The following is a 20,671-nucleotide window of genomic DNA, read 5'->3' on the forward strand; positions in this document are numbered from 1 at the left end:
GAATGACCTTGCTTTTAGGCGTCCGCAGCGTTCTTGCCCAGGGGTTCCAAGCGAACCAGAACTGACTTATAGACGGGGGTATTTGACTCGTCCGCAGTGGAATCAAGAGGAACCAGAACGTTGGCTTCGGGCAGGTAGGTGCTGACGCAACCACGGGCGTGATCGTACTCCACCACGCGGAAGTTAGGCGCACGACGCTCGCCGTCCTCCCAGACCGAAACGATGTCTACCAAATCACCGTTACGCATACCCTGCGCCGCGATATCGTCCTTGTGCATAAAGACAACGCGACGACCGTTATGAATACCACGGTAGCGGTCGTTCAAACCGTACATGGTTGAGTTGAACTGGTCGTGCGAGCGAACGGTTGACATCAAGAAGTGGTTTTCGGGAACCTCAAGAACAGCAGGCTGGTTCACGGTCAGGTGAGCCTTGCCGTCAGAGGTATTGAAAACGCGCTGACGCGGGCCGTTGGGCAGGTAGAAACCACCAGGCTTCTTCATTCGCTCGTTGTAGCGCTCAAAACCGGGAATAGTGCCCTCAATCGCGTCACGGATTACGCTGTAATCGTCGATCATGGGCTGCCAGAAATCGTCCCCGAAGGTCTCGCGACCGATAGAGCAAATGATATCGACCTCAGACTTGAGGTTCAGATCCTTATTAGCGGTGCGCTTACCGATAGACGCTGACACCACGCCAGCTGAGTTCTCAACGGTAATCTGCTGCGGGCCTGACTTCTGCATATCAACATCGGTACGAGCCAGCACGGGCAGAATCAAGGACTTCTCACCGGGCCAAGCGTGTGAACCGTTGGGCTTGGTGGAGAGGTGAACGGTCATTTCCTGTTGGGTCATTGCACGTTCACAGGCGCTGGTATCTGATGCAACACGCACCAGGTTACCGCCCAAAGACATGAAGAACTGGTTTTCGCCATCGCGCATCTGACGCAGTGAATCAACGGTATCCAAACCGAACTCACGGGGAACATCGAAACCGAAGTAGTCCTGCAGAGCGTCCATAAAACGCTTAGGCATCTTTTCCCAGATACCCACGGTGCGGTTGCCCTGAACGTTGGAGTGACCGCGGAAGGGGGCGGTGCCCGCACCGGGCTTACCGATGTTGCCGGTCAGTAGCAAGAAGTTAACGATTTCGCGCAAAGTTGCAACGGCACTCTTGTGCTGGGTTGCGCCGAGGGTCCAACCAACAATCACAGAGCCAGCCTTCTCAACCATGTCAGCAATCTGTGAAACCTTGGCAGCTGAGATGTTTGAGCCGCGCTCCAGCTCAGCATCATCGAGGCTCATCAGGTGCTCAACGGTCTCTTCAAAACCAGAGGTGAACTTCTCAATGAATACGTGATCAATAGCGTCACGGCGAATCAGTTCGCGGTTAAGCTGCTGGAAGAAAGCGCGGTCGCCATCAAGACGAACCTGCAGGTACTCGTCCGCCAACTTCTCAGCAATACCCAAGCCACCCTTAATGGACTGGGGTTCCTTGAACGCCATCAGACCGGTCTCGGGCATAGGGTTCAGCACTACCATCTTGCCGCCGTTCTCTTTCATCTTGGTGAAAGAGGTCAGCGAACGCGGGTGGTTGGTGCCGGGGTTCTGACCCACCGAGAAGTACAGGTCGGTGGTTTCAAGATCATTCATGGTGATAGAGCCCTTGCCCAGCCCCAGGGTCTGTGACAGTGCGCTACCGGTTGATTCGTGGCAGAGGTTACCGCAGTCGGGCAGGTTGTTTGAACCCAGGCGGCGGGCAAGCAGCTGGTAGGTGTAAGCAGCTTCGTTGGACGCGCGTCCTGAAGTGTAGAAAACAGCCTTCTTAGGGTCGGTCTTCTTCAGCTGCTCTGAGATCAGTGAAATCGCTTTTTCCCAGCTGATGGGGCGGTAGTGCTCATCGCCTGATGCGCGATCATAGTACATGGGCTCGGTGATACGACCCTGCTTGCCCAGCCAGTGATCGGTCTGGTTCTGCAAATCGCTGATAGTGTGAGCAGCCCAGAAATCGGCGGTAGCGCGATCAGGGGTGGTCTCTTCAGCAACAGCCTTAGCACCATTTTCGCAGAACTCAACAATGTTGAGGTCTTTCTGGTTAGGCTCAGGCCATGCACAACCGGGGCAGTCAACGCCACCGTGCTTGTTCATGTTAATCAGGGGTAGCAGACCGCGCGCAGGAATAGCGTGCTGCATCGCGTGCAAAACGCCAGGAATACCGGCAGCAGCCTTTTCGCGATGGGTTACTTTGGGGTTGTCAAAAGCATTAGCTTCTTCGCTAACCCGGCTGACAGTAGGAAGATTTGATTCTAAAGGTGCATTCATAGCTCTATACCTAACAGTTTGTGGGGCGTGGGATGTATCTTTCGAGCTTCTTTTAAAGATTACTAGACAGGCTTAGTTTTTGGACATTTATGACGCCTCGGCAAGTTCACCGGAGTAGAGGTTGAAGCGGTCTTCACGGGCAAAAGCGACGAGGGTGAGACCGGCTTCGCGCGCCAAATCAACGGCAAGTGAGGAGGCTGCGCTGACGGTAATCAGTGCCGAGAAACCTGCCATAATCGCCTTTTGCACGAGTTCAAAGGATGCGCGCGAGCTCATGACCAAAATGCGTCCGGGGGTGTCGAGAGAGTCCTCAAGCATGAGGTGACCGATGACCTTGTCAGCGGCGTTATGGCGTCCGATATCTTCGCGGGCGACAATCAGGGTGCTGTCCGACTCAAAAACGCCCGCTGCGTGAATGCCACCGGTGCGCCGAAATTGTTTCTGTTCTTTGCGCAGAATCTCGGGTAGTTGAAGAATCGTCTCGGGGTCTAGTTCCACCGGTGCAATCGGGCGGTGGGCCTTGTGCATAATCTGGTCGATAGACGTTGAACCGCACACGCCGCAGGCTGAGTTGGTGACCGTCAGGCGCAGGTTCTCAAGACCCGGCGCGCGTACTGTGCTGATGGGAGTGATATCAAGAACGTTATAGGTGTTTTGTCCGTCGGGTCCGGTAGCTCCGGCGCAGTAGCGGGCGTTGGTGACGTCCTGCGCCGAATGAATCATGCCCTCTGAGTGCAAGAAGCCGTGCGCCAGCTCAATATCGTGACCGGGGGTGCGCATGGTGGTGGTAATGGTGGTGCCGCTGAGCCTGATTTCTAGGGGTTCCTCGGCTGTCACTGCATCGCCGCGCTTGTTGTAGCTAAACGAGCCATCAGCGTTACGAGTGACCTTGGTGGTAGCCACCGAGATATTAATTCTGCCCACGGTTACTTTTCACCCTCCCTAGGTTCAACCCACTGTTCCAGTGCTTTCTCGACGCTACCGATTTTGGAGCGCACCGTTTCAAGGGTGCTACCGTCAGTATCTTGTGCGGCGAGGGCGGATGCGTACCCCACCAAAAACGCTGCCAAAGGTGCCGCCGGTCGAACCGCCCGATGCGCCACGTGCTTGGTCATACCCAGCAAGTAGGGCATCGCGTCCTCAATCATCTGCGCATCAAGATCGAGGTCACCCGCAACCTCGGCAAGAAATAAACGCGCATTAGCCAGGTCATCTGGCTGCTTAGTAGTCATGCACTTTACTTTACCGAGAAAACGAGAGCAGGCGAAAATATTGCGTAATAGGCGGGGTACATCAATTTAGCGGTGTTTGAAGTCAGCCTCACGTTTTTCAACGAAAGCAACCATGCCCTCTTTCTGATCCTCACTGGCGAACAGGGCATGGAAGGCACGGCGCTCAAAGAGCAGCCCCTGAGCCAGTGTGGTTTCAAAAGCGGTGTTTACCGCTTCTTTAGCAACCTGGGAGGCATGCTTTGACTTACCCGCAATGGTCTCAGCAATCTCTAGAGCAGTGGAAAGCACCTGCTCATCCTCTACCAAACGGGAAACCAAACCAATACGTTCTGCCTCTGACCCGCCGATCATTCGACCGGTCAAAATCATGTCCATCGCCTTAGCCTTACCGACAGCGCGGGTCAGACGCTGCGAACCACCCATGCCGGGCATGATACCTAGATTAATCTCGGGCTGACCGAACGTAGTATCCTCACTAGCCACCAGCACATCAGCCATCATCGCCAGCTCACACCCACCGCCCAAGGCATAACCGCGTACGGCAGCGACCACGGGCGTCCGCACGCTCGTCAAACCCTCCCAGTGCGCGAACCAGTCAGCGGCAAACATTTGGGTAGCACTCTGCGGAGCCATCTCCTTAATATCAGCACCGGCAGCAAAAGCCTTCTCGCTACCTGCCAACACTATTGCGCCAATCTCGGTAGAAGAATCAAACTCCCGAGCAGCAGCGACAACCTCACGCATACTTGCCTCATTCAAAGCGTTCAGCGACTTGGGGCGATTGAGGGTAATAACTCCTACGCGCCCGCGGGTTTCAACCAAAATATTCTCGTACATAACCTCCCTTTCTTTCCCACAACCAAAAGGGGCAAAAATTGTTGCCTGTTAGATACAAACCAACAATTTTTGCCCACACCCATAGTTACAACTTCAAATCTTCATCTTCATTCAGCGGTGCGAAGAAGCTCTCCACCAGCTCGTCACTCACCTCATCAAAAGAAGCGGGCTCCCACACCGGGTTGCGGTCTTTATCAACCACCTGAGCGCGAATTCCCTCGCGCATATCGTGAGCACGCAAAGCATTGCAGGAGGTCAAATAATCCTGCTCTAGCGTTTGCGCCAAGCTCTGACCCTCGGCACGACGAATGGCTTTCAGGGCAGTCTTCACGCCCGTGGGGCTGTTACGCAAAATGGACGCATATAACTCCTCAGCAAGACTGCTTGATTCCCCCTGCGCCGCCTTCTTCAACGTATCCGCAATCTGCTGGGGGTTCTCCTTGCTAAAGGCAGCCTCGATCCACTCCTTATTTTCTTCAAAAGCTGAAGCACCGGCGTCCTGCGTGAACTGCTCAATGGTTCGGGTAACCTGCTCGGCACCACTTACCTGTGTGAGAGCTTCTTGCAGTTCATCCAGCCTCTCAGCAGGAATAAAGTAGTCAGCCAAGCCCACTGCCAGGGCGTCCGCCGCACCCACATGAATACCGGTGAGCGCCATCGCCGTGCCAAAGTGGTGAGGAGCGCGCGCCAAAATATTCAAACCACCAATATCGGGGCTAAAACCAATCACCGTTTCGGGCATACCAGCTTTAGTGTTCTCGGTGACAATGCGGTGCGAACCGTGCGCTGATGCACCAATACCGCCGCCGAGCACCAACCCGTCCATCAAAGCGATGTAGGGCTTGGGGTAATAAGCTATACGGTGGTTGAGGGTGTACTCCACGCGGAAGTAATCCTCAGCAAAAGCAAAGTTCTCTTCTTCGATAGCGCGGTACAAAGAGACAACATCGCCACCGGCGCACAACCCACGCTCCCCCGCACCGCGAATCAGCACAGCGTGTACGCCCTCATTACTCTCGAAATCAGTCAGAGCACCATCAACACTTTTCAGCATCTCATAGTTCAAGGCGTTGACCGCGCGTGGACGGTTGAGGGTGATAACCCCAAGACCTCCACGCACCTCGACCAGTACTAGCGATTCTTCAGACATAGCAACCTCTCCTACAATGACTTCTTAACCCAGACTATCGGTTTTCGCGGTTCGGGTAGGGTTAAAACCATGAAAATTGCTACCTGGAATGTGAACTCTCTGCGTGCCCGCGCCGAACGCGTTGAAGAATGGTTAGAGCGCAGTGACGTCGATGTGCTCGCCATTCAAGAAACCAAATGTACGGACGTCAATTTTCCGTCAGAGATTTTTGAGTTCATGGGCTACGAGGTAGCGCATTTTGGGCTCAGCCAGTGGAACGGTGTTGCCATTGCCTCGCGCGTAGGTCTTGAGGACGTTCAGCGCGGCTTCGAGAATCAGCCGGTGTTCGGTAAGCCCGATGAGGACGAGGTTTTGGAGGCCCGCGCTATAGGTGCAACCTGCGGTGGGGTGCGGGTGTGGAGTCTTTATGTGCCCAATGGGCGCGGACTCACCGACCCGCATATGGATTACAAGCTGCGTTGGCTGGATGCTCTGCGCGGTAATGTTGAAACCTGGCTTAATGCTGATTCTGCCGCAGAATTTGCCCTAGTGGGTGACTGGAACGTGGCACCACGCGATGAAGATGTGTGGGACGTCCAGTACTTTTTAGACAACGAACTCACACATATCTCTGCCCCTGAGCGCGCCGCCTTTAACGGGTTTTTAGACACCGGGCTGGTTGATCCGGTGCGCGAACGCGCCCCCGGCTTCACCTACTGGGACTACCAGGCGGGGCGCTTCGCTAAAGATGAAGGCATGCGCATCGATTTTCAGTTACTCTCTCCCGCATTAGCTGCGCGCGTGAGCGGTGCGTTCATTGATAAGGACGAACGTGCCGGTTCGGGTGCGTCCGATCATACTCCCGTAGTAGTGGAGCTGAGCTAGGCTCTCCCCGCAACCGGCTCAGCGATAAATCAGGATCTCGGCGCCAGTGGGCGCGCAGCGGGAAGCAGGAAGCTAGATGGTGGCGTCCACGTCCTCCTGTAGCGTCAGCCCACGGTGCAGCGCACCCTCGATAAAGAAGAGCGCTACCAAGAAAAGAAAAGTCAGCAAACCCTGGTCTGAAAGGAAAGTGGGTATCTGCGTAAATTCAGCTAACCCGCTTGCCTGCTGTACTGCGCGTCCCACAAAATGCACCAGTATTGAATAAACGATCATGCCAATGAGTAAAGTCAGCTGAGCTGCTTTCAGGGTCTTGAAGACGCGAGAAGTAAAGTCAGCCTTGGTGTAAAAGGTACGTGCCAACCGGTACATGAGCGCTGTAAGCGTGATGTAGATAAAGAACTTCCAGGCGAAAGCAACCCATGCCAGAACCTTCGCATAAGCAGGTAGGTCTTTATCAGCAACCCAGTAAGTACCGCCTTCAAGTTGCAGGTTGTACTGTTGCAAGGCTGAGGGAATACCAGACGCAGGCCATTGCAGAAGCGCCAGATAAGCAAAAAACACTAGAAGCGCACCGCTATATACAAGCGGCAGAGAGAAGTGGTTTTCAGCGGGCTGAGCCTCTTGGGCATTGCACCCAAAATAATCTTTAACCTTTAACATGAGCCTCTCCTTCCAGAGAAAATAGGTCACCCGGTGCGCAACCCAGCACCTCACACAAAGCGGTAAGAGTTGAAAATCGAACTGCTTTGGCACGGTTATTTTTAAGGATCGAAAGGTTAGCGACGGAGATACCCACCCTGTCTGAAAGCTCCACCAAGCTCATAGAGCACTGCTCTAGCAGCTCGTCCAGGTGACACCTGATGCGGTGATCTTCAAGCGGTGGCACGCGTCCTCACGTCCTTTCTTAGCCCTTAACATATTGATATTCGATATGGTTAAGCATATCGAAAAACGATACGCTTTCAAGTGGCAGCAAACCCGTAAGTCACCTTTAGATGCACGATTCGCCCATACACATGGGGTGAATCATGCAATTAAAGGAGAATCGCAAGAACAGAAGAGGTAAAACTTAAAAAGAAAAAGCCCTCGCGCTTCACCTCATACAAGGTAACCGCTAGGGCTTGAAAAATTTTCCCGTTAATTGGGAAGAACCTATTCCCACTGTAGAAGCCTGGGGAATAGGTTCGTGGCTCCGACCGGCGTCGATCCGGTGACCTTACGATTTTCAGTCGCACGCTCTACCAACTGAGCTACAGAGCCAGGCACATCGCTTAGATATGCCACAACCGCGATTCTCGAAAGAATACGCGGTCGGAGCGACCCCGACGGGACTTGAACCCGCGACCTCCGGCGTGACAGGCCGGCGCGCTAACCAACTGCGCTACGGGGCCTAACATTCAAAACCGAGGTTTTGAATAAGGCCGTGAATCTTTCGCAAGATTCACTGTACCCCCAACGGGATTTGAACCCGTGTTACCGCCGTGAAAGGGCGGCGTCCTAGGCCGCTAGACGATGGGGGCCTATTCGCTAACTTCGAACTTTATTTTCTTCGGTTCGTCGCTCGAACAAGTAATACTCTACGGGAGATTAAAAGACCGCGCAAATCGAAAAATAGCCAAAACCCACCCCAAACGGTGCTTTTTGGTTACCCAGAGCACAGAAAATTGCAAATATACTTTACACAGAAAACTATTTACCCTAACCAAAGCCAATATTTAGAGCAGATAAATTTCTTCCAAAAATTTCTCAAATTTTTAAAAGACAGCAGGATAGCCCGCCGATGCACTCACCATAAGAACATCGCCGACGCTACCCTGCTGTTTTCAGCTTTAGAAAACTTTGTCTATATGCGTTCCCTAGCCCCAGGTGATATCTGCGGAGGGAGCATTCTCAATGCGGGAATCTTCCAGCTCAGGGACGACCATGAGAGGAGTATGCGCGTGGTGCAGTACGCCCTGAGAGGTCGAGCCCAGCACCATACCCGCCAAGCCGCCGCGTCCGCGTGTGCCCACCACCATGAGTGAAGCGTTCTTACCCTCTTCAACCAAAACCTGTGCTGGTGAGCCGTCGATAAGTTTGAACTCAATTTCAAGAGAGGGAAAGTAACTGCGGATCCATTCGGCAGCTTTGCGCTGCAGAGCAGCAATCTCGCGGTATACAGCTTCGAAATCAACCGCCGCAGGAACCCAGTTAAGAGCGCCCGTGTACGGTGCCAAAGCATTAACCAACACCAACTTCACACCGCGACGTTCAGCTTCTTCTGCCGCTTTGAGCATCGCTATACGCGCCTGATCAGAACCGTCAGAACCCACAACCACCGGCTGCTTTTCATTGAGAACCGCGGGGTTGTCAGCGATTTTCTCAGCGTAAGACTGCGGAACTGCAACAGTCGGGCAGTGCGAGTGAGCAGGTAGAGAGGTAGAAACCGTACCTAGCAGACGACCCAAGAAAGAACCGTGCGAGCGAGAACCGACAACCATCAGCTCAGCTCTCTTAGAGAGTTCCAGCAAAATCACTGAAGCATCGCCGGTTTGGACGCTGGTGCGCAGCTCAACCTCATCGGCGAGAGCGCCAAGGCGCTTCTGGGCTTCATCGAGAATCTGCGCGACGCCCTCTTCAAGTACTTCTTCATCAACAACGGTGTAGCCTGAGTCGAAGCCGCTACCGGTAAATACTGGCAGGGAGTAAGCAGTCACAATACGCAGGGGCACCTGGCGTAGCTTCGCCTCGTGGGCTGCCCATAGAAGTCCGCCGTAGCTCTGCTCTGAACCGTCAAGACCAACGATGATTTCACCGGAGATATTGGCTAAGTCAGCCTCGTTAGTGCGGTTTCTTACGGCTTGTACGCCAAAGGATTCGTGAGATTCAGCGGTCATGGCTAGGGCTCCTTCTGTAAGAGGACTTCTGCCCGGTGCGAGCGCCTTTACCCGTGAGCACCGGGGGCTTTCTACTTTCAAGTGTAGTCCTGTTTGTTGACTTAGAACACACCTGCGCCCCGGTGTGACTGAATATTTCGGTGGAGTTGAACAGCGTTTGAGCACCGGGTGATGACGTGCTTAGTTACCCGCCGGGTTGGGTATGAACTGGGCGATCGCTGCACCGTCTTTGAAGGTGGCGGTGAAAGCGCCGTACTGTGTGGGCAGGACGCTCACACCATCAACGGTGACAACCTCGCCGGTGGGGAAGCCCAGTTCTTGGGGGCCGCCGTTTTTGATGTAAAACTGACCGGCTGCGGTATCGAGATCAACGAAGTGGGCGCCGGTTGCCTCGCTCCAGAAGTAATAGCCGCGGCCCTGATTGGCTAGACCAAAGGCTTGCTGGAAACCTCCAGCAATAGGGGTTTCGTTGGTGGTAGGCATGAGGTCAGAGACTTGGCTGGCACCGCGGGCGGTGAGGGAGTGGTTGGTGTGCCATGCCGCGAAAATTCCGCCCCGAACGGTGTGGGTTCCCAGAAAATCATGCCTTACATGCACCCCACCGTCGAAAGGCTGGTAGTAAGCATTACCGGTTGGCTGGGCTGCAGCAGGCGAGCTGACTGCCGGGTTCTCGACCGGCTCTACCGCGTGAGCGGGGGCAATGAGTCCAGCAGTCAGAGCGGACGCGGCACCCACCGCTGCTGCAGCAGTCTTCAAGACCTTGGTTCGAGTTGAAATAGTCATCGGGGATTCCCCTTTCATTGCAGCGCTGCAAATAACACTTCCAGCACCGCGCTTTACGGTTAATCGAAAACTTTTCTCTTTAAACCCATTTCAGCACAACAGCGCCCCCGTCAAAACCCTTTTTATCGGATTGTGATTGTATACCCCGCATACTCCCAGCAACCCTTATGGAACCGCGATTGCCCTGTTTTTGCCCTGCCAACAGTTCATCTGGCGCTAAGAATGTCACAATAGAAACAAGAAAAGGTTCACCTGCTACAGGCACCTCAAACGCAGTTTCAAGGAGTTATTGTGAGCGAAAAACATACCTGGTCGACCTGGGGACACCAGCACACTTTCACCACCGATCAGGTGCTCACTCCCCGATCAATTGCCGATGTGCAAGCTGCGGTGACGGCCGCGTCCACTGCTGGTAAGAAGCTGAAAGTGGTGGGGTACTCAAAATCATCGTCAGCTATTGCCCAGCCCACCGATCAGCTCATGCGCCTTGATTTTCTGACGGGTCTCACTGACATTGATAAACACCAACTGACCGCAACTTTTTTGGCGGGCACCAGCGTCCTCGATGCTAATAAAACACTCGCCCACTACGGTTTAGCTTTTGAGAATCTCGGACGCTTGGGCGAGCAATCCCTGGCAGGCGCGGTCACCACCGGCACCCACGGCACCGGGCTGAGGTATGGCATTATCGCCACGCAGGTAGAGTCTTTCGTGATGGTTAGCAGTGAGGGCGATCTGGTGGAGTGCTCACACGATCTCAACCCCGAGATTTTCAGGGCAGCTCTAGTGGGTCTGGGCGCTTTGGGTGTGCTAGTCAGCATTACTTTTAGGGTGGTGCCAATGTTCCGCCTGCACACCGCTGAACGCCGCCACGCCTACAACACCATCATGTCCAGCTTCGTTGAACGCTCCGAAGGCGCTGACCACTACGAAGTGAGCTGGATGCCCGGCTCTGACAAAGTACGCACCCGCCGTCTCACGCACCTGCAACTGCTGCCCGAAGGCTTTGAACCCCACTACGCCCAGCTGAGCCGCCTGCGCCGCCACGGCAGAGACACCCTTGTGAACAACGGAATTTTTGAACCGCTACTGATGCTCGGCACTAAAGTTCCCGCCGCGCAGAAAGTCAGTCGTGTAGCAACCGCTATGGGCCGAGGCAACCGCCGCTACGCCGATCTAGCGCCTGAGGTTTTCACCATCAACCGCCGAGTGCGCCAGAATAACATGGAATACGCCTTTGATATTACGCAGATTCAGGGTGTGCTCGACGAACTGCGGGGGGTTCTGCCCCAGGCTCCCTTCACGCTCTCTTACCCTCTCGTGGTGCGATCAGCGGCGGCAGACAATATTCCGCTCTCGCCTGCCTACGGACGCCCGACCGGCTTCATCTCAGTACGCGAATACTGGCGCTTCCCCTACACTAAGACTTTCAAATTCATCGAAGACATCTTCAAAGCCCACGGCGGACGCCCCCACTGGGGTCAGCTGCACACTCAGGGTGCCGCGTCCCTCAGCACGCTCTACCCAGAGTTTGAGTTTTTCACCCAACTACGCGAAGAACTCGACCCACACGGCACCTTCTTAAACCCCTACCTCGAAAAAGTTCTGCTGGGCTAAGCAGGTACATAAAAGGGAGCTTTGGGCAGTTTCTGTACAGAAGCTGCCCAAAGCTCCCTTCGCGTGAGTGGTTAGAGGTAACTAACCTAGCTAAATCTAAGAATCTAGCCGCGTGAGATTTTCTTCATCTCTTCACGGTCTACTACCTTAACGCGGGCTCTCGGCTCCCCCGCGGCGTCCTTAGCTGCTGCGCCGAGGGCTTTTTCGTGGTCGTCGAGTTTGTGCCAGCCTTCCCAGGTGGTGTATTCGATGCCCTTAGAATCGAGGTAGTCGGTGAGGGCGTCGGCGTTGGGTTCGGTGGCGGTGTAGAGGTTTTCGCGGTCCTCTAGCAGGTGGGTGATGGTTTCGAGCGCATCACCCTTGGTGTGACCGATGAGACCTACAGGGCCGCGCTTAATCCAACCTGATGCGTAGAGACCGGGAATGTGCTCACCATTTTCGTCGGTGACGCGACCTTCGTTGTTGCTGATGATGCCGCGACGCTCGTCGAAGGGAACCTCGGGCAGCTCTGACCCGAAGTAGCCCACCGCACGGTAGATAGCCTGCATGGGGTACTCGGTGTAGTCGCCGGTGCCACGGACTCCGCCTTTGCCATCAAGTTCGTTGCGTTCCATCTTGATGCCAACGACCTTGCCGTCTTCACCCAAGACCTCAACGGGTGACTGCAAGAAGTGCAGGTGCAAGCGACGCGAAGCGGTTTGCTCTGACTCTTCCTGGTCGGTGAGCCAGGTGGTGAGGGTCTTCATCATAGTCTTGACCTGGTTGTTTTCTTGAACCAGTGCGTCCGACGCCTCATCAAATTCGAAGTCCTCTTCGTAGAGAACAATATCAACGTCGCGTGAGTGCGAAAGTTCGCGCAGCTCAAGCGGGGTGAACTTAATCTGCGCCGGGCCGCGACGTCCGAAAACGTGAACGTCAGTGACCGGGGAGCTCTTCAAACCCTCGTAGACGTTATCGGGAATCTCAGTCACCAGCATGTCATCGGCGTGCTTAGAGAGCACACGCGCAACGTCCAGCGCCACGTTACCGTTACCGATAACCGCGATTTCCTTGGCGTTCAGGGGCCACTCGCGGGGGTAATCGGGGTGACCGTCATACCATGAGACGAAGTCAGACGCACCGAAAGAACCCTCAAGGTCAATGCCGGGAATATCCAGCGACGCATCCTTAATAGCACCGGTAGCGAAGATAATTGCGTCGTAGTGTTCGCGCAACTCAGCCAGGTTCAGATCAGTACCGTAATCAACATTGCCGAAGAAGCGAATATCGCCGCGATCAAGCACCTTGTGCAGAGCGGTAATGATGCCCTTAATGCGTGGATGGTCAGGGGCAACACCGTAACGAATCAAACCAAAAGGCGCAGGGTAACGGTCAAAGATATCAATGGAAACCTCCACCTCACCCGAGCGAACCTCTTCAGACTTGGTGAGAATATCGGCGGTGTAAATACCAGCCGGACCGCCACCAATAACCGCAACGCGCAAGGGGCGCAAAGCTTCAGACACAGTAAATCCTTTCAAGCCCCCTGACAAGGGCGCGAATTATTTATGTAATTACGTATTCCCACCAGTCTACTTGTGCCCACGCCACCGGGAGCAAGCATACCCCGCGATTCCAAGGCATAAGTGAGACAAAACCCAAAAAACGGGCGGACGTGCCCACTCAGCACCCTACGACAGCGGGCAATTACCCACGCAAACAGGCAGCTGAACTACCCACCGCGACAGTAGCTGCCCACATCAGTGTCTAAGCCGTGAAGCCTAGAAATCCCAGTACACTTCAATGCTGTCTTTTTCACCAAAGCGCTCTAGGTGCCTGCCCACCACGCCGGCAAGATTTTCACGCTTAGCAGCATCAGGTGCGTAAATTACAAGCTTGAGATGATTAACACCGTCAATTGGCTCAACAACGATATCGGCATATCCACCAAATATGCCCTCACGGTTAAAAATCAGGCGGTGCCCATGCTCAATCTCATTGCACGGAATCTTATGACCAAAATGCGACGCCAACTGCTTGGCGTAACGCTCAGGACGGTCAGTATCAACAATGGTTTCACTCACGAAATCCATCTCATCAACACCGGGGTACCTAGCCGAGTCAAGACCAACCACATCAGCGGAGCCAGAAATATGCTCGGAGCTTTCGCTCATATCACAGAGCCTCTCTACTTTTTTATCTTTCAATGATTGCTTATCAACCCACCAGTGAGCCTACCGCTACGCCTGCCCAAAATATAGCGATGTTCACCTACTGAAATAAAAAGTTAGGTAAACCTTAGAGAACCGGGCGCGCATCAACACCGAACCCGCGCGTCCGTAAGAACAAACACACCCCGCACCCCCGCCCAAACGGTGGGGTGCGGTGCTCACGCCCCGTAATATTGATACGTCATTTCTGAGCGTCAACTGTGTGCCGCCGGGCCCTCAATCACTGGGGTAAAGATGCACGCAGCGGGACGCTCTTTTCATTTTGGGGCGCACACACCCCACGAGTATCTACGGATTTTCACGAATGTCTTCTGAGAACACCGCGGCTCATGCTTCCGCTTCAGCGCCACAGCCGAAGAACGGCTTGGATCGCTACTTTAAGATCACCGAACGTGGTTCAACCCTCGCCACCGAATTCCGTGGCGGTCTCGCCACCTTCTTCGCGATGGCTTACATTGTGGTACTTAACCCGCTGATTCTGGGTCTTGGCCCCGACACGGCAGGCAACACCCTCGGCGTAGAACGCGTTGCAGCAGCAACCGCCCTGATTGCCGGCATCCTCACCATCATCATGGGTCTGTGGGCAAAGCAGCCCTTCGCCATGGCAGCAGGTCTGGGAGTTAACGCCCTGCTTGCCTCCACCATTGCAACCACCCCCAACCTCACCTGGCCGCAAATTATGGGTCTGGTAGTCTGGGCAGGTATCGTCATGGCGATTCTGGTACTCACCGGCTTCCGCCGCGCAGTATTTCAGGCTGTTCCCGAGTCGCTGAAAACCGCGATTGTGGTGGGCATCGGCTTGTTCATCGCTCTGATTGGTCTGGTTAATGCGGGCATCGTACGCCGCATGCCGGACGCAGCGGGCACTACCGTCCCCGTTTCTTTCGGCGCCGGTGGTCACCTGCAAGGCTGGCCGATCTTCGTCTTCCTTTTCGGCCTGTTTTTGACCATTGCACTCTTTATTCGCAACGTGCGCGGTGCAATCCTCATTGGCGTGGTTGCCTCAACCATTCTGGCGATCATTCTTGAAAAGGTTTCACCCTCAGGTTCTTCCCTAGACTCAGCTACCGGCTGGTCACTGATGATCCCCGCTATTCCCACCCAGTGGGTAGGCACCCCCGACCTGTCACTGATTGGTGCAGTTGATATGACCGGTGCCTTCGCGGGCAGCGCACTCGGCGCTCTGGGCGCAACCATGCTCATGTTCGCTATTCTGCTGGCAGTCTTCTTCGACGTCATGGGCACCTCTGTGGGTCTGGCAAGCGAGGCCGGCACCATCGACACCGACGGCAAAATCGAGAACATCGACCGCGTCCTACTGATTGACGCAGCAGGCTCTATCGCAGGTGGTGGCTCATCAAGCTCAGCCCACCAGATCTTCGTAGAATCAGCAACCGGCATCGGTGAAGGTGCCCGCACTGGCTTCGCCAACATCGTCACCGGTGTGCTTTTTCTGCTAGCTGTTTTTATCTCACCGCTGGTAAACATTGTGCCCTTCGAGGCGGTTGCACCGGCGCTGGTAGTAGTTGGTTTCTTGATGGTTCGCCAGGCAATCCACATTGATTGGGCTGACTGGGGCTTGGGCATTCCTGCCTTCTTGACCATCATTATGATGCCCTTCACCTACTCCATTGCAGACGGCATTGGTGCGGGCTTCGTTGCTTACACCTTCATCCGCGTAATTCAGGGTCGAGGCAAAGACGTACACCCCATCATGTACGTTGTATCGCTCGCCTTCCTAATCTTCTTCGGCATGGGCGTCATTGAAGGCTGGATGCACGGCTAGGGTTTTCTAAACCTCACCCCCACCATTGGGCGATTTCTGTTCTTTCGCTGACTGTCAAAGAACAGAAATCGCCCAATTTTGTTCTTCTTTCCCTGAACAACCACCGCTTATAACTAAAGCTCTCGAACAGGAAAGCGGTGCTTGCCCGCCTCAACTGCAATTTGCAGTCGGCTATTTACCCCCAGTTTTTCCATCACACGTACCAATGTGTTCTTCACTGTTGACTCCGCATAACCGGTATATCGGGCAATTTCACGGTTACTCATTCCGTTACAGAGCGCAGCAGTAATTCTCTGCTCAGTACTACTGAGCGAACTCCACACTTGCCCAGGCGCTGCCTGAGGCTGCGGCAGAGAAGACACAAGGTTATGCATTGCCCTAGCATCAACAGTTGAACGACCACGTCCGGCAGAAATAATAGCGTTATAGACCTCATCAGGCAGAGAGTCTTTAAGGAGATAGCCGTGTACTCCTGCCTGCAAAGCTGGCACCACATAATCATCTGAATGGAAAGTGCTCACAGCAATAATTTTTGTCGATGGAATCTCACAAAGGATTATTTTGCTCGCCTGGATCCCATCCATCACGGGCATCTGAAGATCCATAAGCACAACATCAGGACGCAGCTCGCGAATGAGCTCTACCGCCTCCATACCATTAGTAGCTTGACCCACAAGTTCTAAAGTCTCAGAGTAACAAGTGATATAGAAAGCAAGAGCATCTAGCGCTTCGGGTACATCATCAACAACAACAACTGTGATTTTCTTTTTCACTGGACGTCCTAAAGTGGGAGAGAAATCTGAACTCTCCACATAGAATGGTTACGGATCGCGTCGATAGTACCGCCAAGAACCTCTATTCTCTCAGCAATTCCAGCCAGACCATACTGTGTACCCGGAACACCCAGAACACTACGAGTTCGATTACTGGTACTAATACTTAAAATTTTCCCCTCAACTATTGCTGAAAAGGTAATAGTTTCTAACTGATCAGCGTGTTTTTTAATATTAAAAAATAGTTCATTAATAATGCGTTGCACTGTGGGAATAAGACTGGTCGGCACTGAATCAAGGTCATTTATTTGCACCTGCATAGTAAACCCCTCTTCGCGGAGGTCTTCCACCCTCTGATTCAGGAAGTGGTTGAGGTTCATGCTAGTACCCGTCAGATTAGACCGTGGTACCAAATCTTGCTCTTTACGCAACACACGCATAATCCGCCGTAAATCGTCTAAGGCATCGCGTGACTGTTTGCTCATCATTATCAAGAGCTCATTCTTACCATCAATATCTTGGGTGGCAAAAGCTTTATTTGCTTGCAAGGTAAGGGAACTAATATGTCGCGCGAGCCCATCATGAAGTTCTCTAGCTAATTCCTTATTACTCTCTTCAGTCAGAGACTGAAACACTTCACGCTCTTTAGTTTCGTGCAGTCTGCGTTCCCAATGAATCCTGAGAGCAAGCGGGAAGAAGAAAAAGACGGAAAGACTAACCAATACGAAAGCAACGGCGTTGAAAATGCTGGCGCCTTGGACGTCGTCCACAAGTGCAACACAAAAAATACAGAAATTCACAAGGTTGCTACGAGCAGAGCTGAAAGCTACCGCCGCAGGAAAGACCGCAAGCGAGAAAAGAAAATAATAGTCAGAGTAGGTAGCAAAAACAAGTGAGCCAAAAAGAAGAGCTGACCAGTACACCAGTATAGAAAGCCTACTGCCCCTGTAGAAAAGAAGCCCCCAAACTGCAAAATGACTAACCAGAACCAAAGCCTGCATGCCGTAAGGGGTCAAGAGGTAATCGATATGAAACGCGATTTCTAGGAAGCACAGAGCAAACGCACCGCAGAGCGCAACAACCCTGATGCTGCGTGGTGCCGGCATGAAAGCTAGTTGCTTGAAGGTTAGGCTGATGCTCTGCACACGTATCTTCTTATGGACAGGACGAAGTGAATCTGTTGCTATTGAGAATAGCAGACTCCCCCTCTGCCAGGCTGATCATCAAGGCAAAAGTACTTAAGTACCCTCTTCCAAGCAAAATCTTCAGAACAAGCACCAGAAGGTTTAGATTGAAAGCACACGGAAAATTTAATTTTCCGGTAATTCCCATGACTAAATAGAGGATTATTCAAAATTCTGACGGCGGAGGAACACAGCAAAGGCAAAATGACTAGGTCTGACATAAATTGCCTAGTTATTTCTAGCGAACCCTACGAGAAAGTTAGTTCGCCGTTACCTCACCCGGAACTATCTAAGAGTTTTTTGATCGGCCTCATACTTAAAGTTAGGAAAAATATGAAGTTCCTGAAATTAACCACTACTGCAGTTGCAACAATTTTTCTTACTTTTGGCGCTGTTTCACCAGTATTTGCTCAAAGTGATTACGAGCAGAATATTAATTACCTTGTAACATCAGTTGGTGCAAAAACTAATGATTACACAGTACGCACCGAAGTAATAGATGACCTAAAGAATCTGTCTCAACAAGAAGGCATCTCAGTTGAGCAGGCTGCTGCCCAAGCAGTTCAAGATTACCAATTCTATGCTTCCAGCATGGAACATGAATCGCGCACCACTGCAAATCAAAACGCTGAGGTTGCAAGCAGGGGAGGGCGCACAACTTCTTTGGAAAAGCACGTTACATTGGAGATATTTTCTACTCTTCCAATAGCAGTTTTGGCATCAGACACGGACACAATGGAATTTATTATACTCTAAGCCACTATGTTGAGGCTGCTGGATTCTCGAAAGGAGTTGTAAGAACCTATGCAGGAGATCGAGTTGCGCCTGCCCCAGCTCATAAATACTATGTGGGTTGGGATAAGCAGAGCCCCAATAAAATCAAAGCAGCTAATTTTGCCCTGCAACAAGTAGGAAAACCTTACAATGGCGTATTTTTTAACAATAAGAAAATTAATGCGTCTAAATACAATTGTTCCCAGCTTGTATGGGCTGCTTATAAATCAAATGATCCAAACGTTGACCTTGACGCCAATGGAGGTCCAGGCGTGTATCCAAGCGATATTGCAAACTCATCATGGACAACATGGTATGAAATCCGCCTGTAACTGAACCAGCGTGAGCAGGGATTTTCCCACTTATGCAACAATCACGAAGAGATAACCTCATGAAAAACCCCCGTGCCTTTTACACCGCCATAGTCCTAGTTTCAGCACTCACTGCATGTGCCCCTGGGAATATACAGATCAGCAATGAAAAACCTGAGGAACAACTAAAAAATAGTGCTTTTGCCCTATCAATGGCAACCGACTATCACGGTGCTGGCGGAGTTAATAACAACCCTGGTGGCAGCATCCTTTTTTACAACCCACAGTCAAAATCATGGAGTGATATTGCTACCGGCGGCCTCGAAAAAGCAAGTTTTAATTTTGACGGAGTTAACCTGCACTATTACGACTACGAAAATGACTACGTTTTAACCCCAGAAGGAACTACTGTCGCTGCCCACCCAGACCATGAAACCCCAAGAATCCCCTTGAGCTTCCCCCTACGTCACGATATGCCTGGCTCTATTGCGCTAAGTAATGTCGGAGTGACTCAAGAAAACGGAGAACTGCTTGATAACGGAGAACTGCTTGATAACGAAGAACCACTATCTGAAAGTAGCACCCATGGCTACCGCTGGGACGTCATCATTAATCACAATGGCCAAAGAACCTCACACACTATCGGACACCATATTGTTGGGGCGACTCAGTGTGAAGATGGGAGCGTTTGGGGCAGGACAAGCCCCTATGACACCTCCTTCAACAGCGGCTACGGCCCTGCCAATTCACCCGCCCAGTTTCTCTCGCTCTACCCAGACTTTTCACCAGATCCCCAAGGCTCTTTCAACTATCAGAAATTCAACTCCCAGTCAGTTCCAACAATTTGCGAAGGAAATACTCTCTACTACTTTGTTGATAATTTCAAACCAGAAATAACAGATCCCATAGGTGGAGGGCCAAAAGACTTCAGCGGGTCATCACTGATTTCTTATAATACTAAAACTGGGGAATTTACAGAAAAAGAGGTGAGCGGCGACTGGTCAACTCGTATTAACGATGAGATGTGGCACTCACAACTCAGTAGTGCATACTCCTACAATAATTCATTGTGGTGGATTTCCGGCAGTGGTGATGTTATTAAAACAGACCTTAAAACCGCCCATAACACCACGGTGTTCCATCTAGCTGATTACGACACCAAAACAAGCCCAGGGTTCCTTGAGTTTCATGATAAATACTTATTTCAGATAAAATTTCACAAAGGACAAGACGCTGATATTTACCGATTCAACCTTGATACAGAAAAAATGGAAAAACACTCCACTATTCCTGACATCATAGAAGTAGAAAAAAGATACCAGTTTCCTTATGATATTGAGATTACCAACCTTGAAAAAATGCTAAATCTTTAAAACCTCTCCAGGATCTTTCGTGACCCATCACCTTCCCAGGCAACTTGCGCAAAAGGACGGGCAGAGGCTCAGTGTCGCAGTAGGCGCCCCTAGCCCGCGTCCCACGTCTTGTCGGATTTAAAATAGAGCATCATGAACACAGACACTCGCTGCCCCTGCGGAACGGGCGAAACCTACGGCAACTGCTGCGCGTGCTTTCACAGTACATTCGCTGAAACCGGCGCCCTCACTGCCCCCACGCCTGAGGCTCTCATGCGTTCACGCTTCACTGCCTTCGCCGTGGGCGCTACAGACTACCTGCTTGCAACCTGGCACCCCAGCACTCGTCCGGCGTCCTTAGAACTCGATGAAACCTTACGCTGGTACCGCCTAGATATTCAGGACGCGCGCGGTGGGGTCTTCGACTCCACCGGAACAGTACGTTTCGCCGCGTTTTATCGCTCGCTGCCCGCTGTGCCAGATAAGCAAAAAGTAAAAGGTGTGCAGAGTGAGAGTTCCCGCTTTGTACGCGAGGGCGGGGCATGGTTCTACATAGATGGGAACGTGGAGTAAGGCAACCCTACCCGTCGAGAATGCAAAA

General features: G+C 52.5%; 20 protein-coding genes and 3 tRNA genes. 7 read left to right on the forward strand and 16 right to left on the reverse strand.

What is annotated here, in order from left to right; translation table 11 throughout:
* Window positions 1-14: 14 nt before the first annotated feature.
* The 5 genes from JTP09_RS06555 to JTP09_RS06575 form a co-directional block, all read right to left on the reverse strand.
* On the reverse strand, window positions 15-2,321 hold the full coding sequence (locus tag JTP09_RS06555) for an FdhF/YdeP family oxidoreductase (RefSeq protein ID WP_204877654.1): 2,307 nt from the start codon (window positions 2,319-2,321) through the stop codon (window positions 15-17).
* Between the two features lie 87 nt (window positions 2,322-2,408).
* The gene (gene fdhD, locus JTP09_RS06560) at window positions 2,409-3,245 is read right to left on the reverse strand and encodes a formate dehydrogenase accessory sulfurtransferase FdhD (RefSeq protein WP_370592524.1); all 837 of its coding nucleotides are present in this window, start codon (window positions 3,243-3,245) and stop codon (window positions 2,409-2,411) included.
* A 2-nt stretch (window positions 3,246-3,247) separates the two neighbouring features.
* Entirely contained in the window at window positions 3,248-3,553 is a 306-nt protein-coding gene (locus tag JTP09_RS06565; protein ID WP_204877655.1) for a DUF6457 domain-containing protein, read from the reverse strand.
* Between the two features lie 66 nt (window positions 3,554-3,619).
* Window positions 3,620-4,390 carry an enoyl-CoA hydratase gene (locus JTP09_RS06570; RefSeq protein ID WP_204877656.1) on the reverse strand — a complete coding sequence of 257 codons (771 nt, stop codon included), beginning with the start codon at window positions 4,388-4,390 and terminating at the stop codon, window positions 3,620-3,622.
* Between the two features lie 85 nt (window positions 4,391-4,475).
* The gene (locus JTP09_RS06575) at window positions 4,476-5,540 is read right to left on the reverse strand and encodes an enoyl-CoA hydratase/isomerase family protein (RefSeq protein WP_204877657.1); all 1,065 of its coding nucleotides are present in this window, start codon (window positions 5,538-5,540) and stop codon (window positions 4,476-4,478) included.
* 69 nt (window positions 5,541-5,609) lie between these two features.
* On the opposite strand from JTP09_RS06575, the gene JTP09_RS06580 reads away from it, so the two are divergent.
* On the forward strand, window positions 5,610-6,404 hold the full coding sequence (locus JTP09_RS06580; RefSeq protein WP_204877658.1) for an exodeoxyribonuclease III: 795 nt from the start codon (window positions 5,610-5,612) through the stop codon (window positions 6,402-6,404).
* 72 nt (window positions 6,405-6,476) lie between these two features.
* Here JTP09_RS06580 and JTP09_RS06585 read toward each other — a convergent pair whose 3' ends face one another.
* From JTP09_RS06585 to JTP09_RS06615, 7 genes are all read right to left on the reverse strand, one after another.
* Complete coding sequence (locus JTP09_RS06585; protein ID WP_204877659.1) at window positions 6,477-7,064, reverse strand: hypothetical protein; 588 nt, start codon at window positions 7,062-7,064, stop codon at window positions 6,477-6,479.
* Window positions 7,051-7,290 carry a helix-turn-helix domain-containing protein gene (locus JTP09_RS06590; protein ID WP_204877660.1) on the reverse strand — a complete coding sequence of 80 codons (240 nt, stop codon included), beginning with the start codon at window positions 7,288-7,290 and terminating at the stop codon, window positions 7,051-7,053. Before JTP09_RS06590 ends, JTP09_RS06585 begins: the two co-directional genes overlap by 14 nt.
* Before the next feature lie 301 nt (window positions 7,291-7,591).
* Window positions 7,592-7,664 (reverse strand) — tRNA-Phe (locus tag JTP09_RS06595).
* 57 nt (window positions 7,665-7,721) lie between these two features.
* Window positions 7,722-7,795, reverse strand: a tRNA-Asp gene (locus tag JTP09_RS06600).
* Between the two features lie 56 nt (window positions 7,796-7,851).
* A tRNA-Glu gene (locus JTP09_RS06605) sits at window positions 7,852-7,924 on the reverse strand.
* Between the two features lie 336 nt (window positions 7,925-8,260).
* Window positions 8,261-9,280, reverse strand: a complete 1,020-nt coding sequence (locus JTP09_RS06610; protein WP_204877661.1) for a universal stress protein — start codon at window positions 9,278-9,280, stop codon at window positions 8,261-8,263.
* A gap of 180 nt (window positions 9,281-9,460) precedes the next feature.
* Complete coding sequence (locus tag JTP09_RS06615; protein ID WP_204877662.1) at window positions 9,461-10,063, reverse strand: LGFP repeat-containing protein; 603 nt, start codon at window positions 10,061-10,063, stop codon at window positions 9,461-9,463.
* A gap of 291 nt (window positions 10,064-10,354) precedes the next feature.
* Here JTP09_RS06615 and JTP09_RS06620 point away from each other — a divergent pair, with 291 nt between their 5' ends.
* Window positions 10,355-11,680 (forward strand): D-arabinono-1,4-lactone oxidase, encoded by a 1,326-nt coding sequence (locus JTP09_RS06620; protein ID WP_204877663.1) that lies wholly within the window; start codon window positions 10,355-10,357, stop codon window positions 11,678-11,680.
* A 104-nt stretch (window positions 11,681-11,784) separates the two neighbouring features.
* Here the strand turns inward: JTP09_RS06620 and JTP09_RS06625 are convergent, their stop codons facing one another.
* Both JTP09_RS06625 and JTP09_RS06630 read right to left on the reverse strand, forming a co-directional pair.
* Window positions 11,785-13,185 (reverse strand): FAD-dependent oxidoreductase, encoded by a 1,401-nt coding sequence (locus JTP09_RS06625; protein ID WP_204877664.1) that lies wholly within the window; start codon window positions 13,183-13,185, stop codon window positions 11,785-11,787.
* Window positions 13,186-13,440: 255 nt separating this feature from the next.
* Window positions 13,441-13,833 (reverse strand): DUF2218 domain-containing protein, encoded by a 393-nt coding sequence (locus tag JTP09_RS06630; protein ID WP_239478959.1) that lies wholly within the window; start codon window positions 13,831-13,833, stop codon window positions 13,441-13,443.
* Window positions 13,834-14,194: 361 nt separating this feature from the next.
* Here JTP09_RS06630 and JTP09_RS06635 point away from each other — a divergent pair, with 361 nt between their 5' ends.
* Complete coding sequence (locus JTP09_RS06635) at window positions 14,195-15,676, forward strand: NCS2 family permease (RefSeq protein ID WP_204877665.1); 1,482 nt, start codon at window positions 14,195-14,197, stop codon at window positions 15,674-15,676.
* Window positions 15,677-15,789: 113 nt separating this feature from the next.
* On the opposite strand, the gene JTP09_RS10350 is transcribed toward JTP09_RS06635, so the two are convergent.
* Both JTP09_RS10350 and JTP09_RS06645 read right to left on the reverse strand, forming a co-directional pair.
* A complete protein-coding gene (locus JTP09_RS10350) occupies window positions 15,790-16,449 on the reverse strand; it encodes a response regulator transcription factor (RefSeq protein ID WP_204877666.1) in 660 nt (219 codons plus the stop codon).
* An 8-nt stretch (window positions 16,450-16,457) separates the two neighbouring features.
* A complete protein-coding gene (locus JTP09_RS06645; RefSeq protein WP_204877667.1) occupies window positions 16,458-17,594 on the reverse strand; it encodes a histidine kinase in 1,137 nt (378 codons plus the stop codon).
* 372 nt (window positions 17,595-17,966) lie between these two features.
* On the opposite strand from JTP09_RS06645, the gene JTP09_RS06650 reads away from it, so the two are divergent.
* The 4 genes from JTP09_RS06650 to JTP09_RS06665 all read left to right on the forward strand — a co-directional run bounded on the left by JTP09_RS06650 (window position 17,967) and on the right by JTP09_RS06665 (window position 20,643).
* A complete protein-coding gene (locus JTP09_RS06650; RefSeq protein ID WP_204877668.1) occupies window positions 17,967-18,389 on the forward strand; it encodes a hypothetical protein in 423 nt (140 codons plus the stop codon).
* A gap of 92 nt (window positions 18,390-18,481) precedes the next feature.
* Window positions 18,482-18,739 carry a YiiX/YebB-like N1pC/P60 family cysteine hydrolase gene (locus tag JTP09_RS06655; RefSeq protein ID WP_204877669.1) on the forward strand — a complete coding sequence of 86 codons (258 nt, stop codon included), beginning with the start codon at window positions 18,482-18,484 and terminating at the stop codon, window positions 18,737-18,739.
* Between the two features lie 59 nt (window positions 18,740-18,798).
* Window positions 18,799-20,091, forward strand: a complete 1,293-nt coding sequence (locus tag JTP09_RS06660; protein ID WP_204877670.1) for a hypothetical protein — start codon at window positions 18,799-18,801, stop codon at window positions 20,089-20,091.
* 132 nt (window positions 20,092-20,223) lie between these two features.
* A complete protein-coding gene (locus tag JTP09_RS06665; protein WP_204877671.1) occupies window positions 20,224-20,643 on the forward strand; it encodes a YchJ family protein in 420 nt (139 codons plus the stop codon).
* Window positions 20,644-20,671: the final 28 nt, after the last annotated feature.

Origin of the sequence: Rothia sp. ZJ1223 (assembly GCF_016900985.1) — a bacterium.
GTDB lineage: Bacteria > Actinomycetota > Actinomycetes > Actinomycetales > Micrococcaceae > Rothia.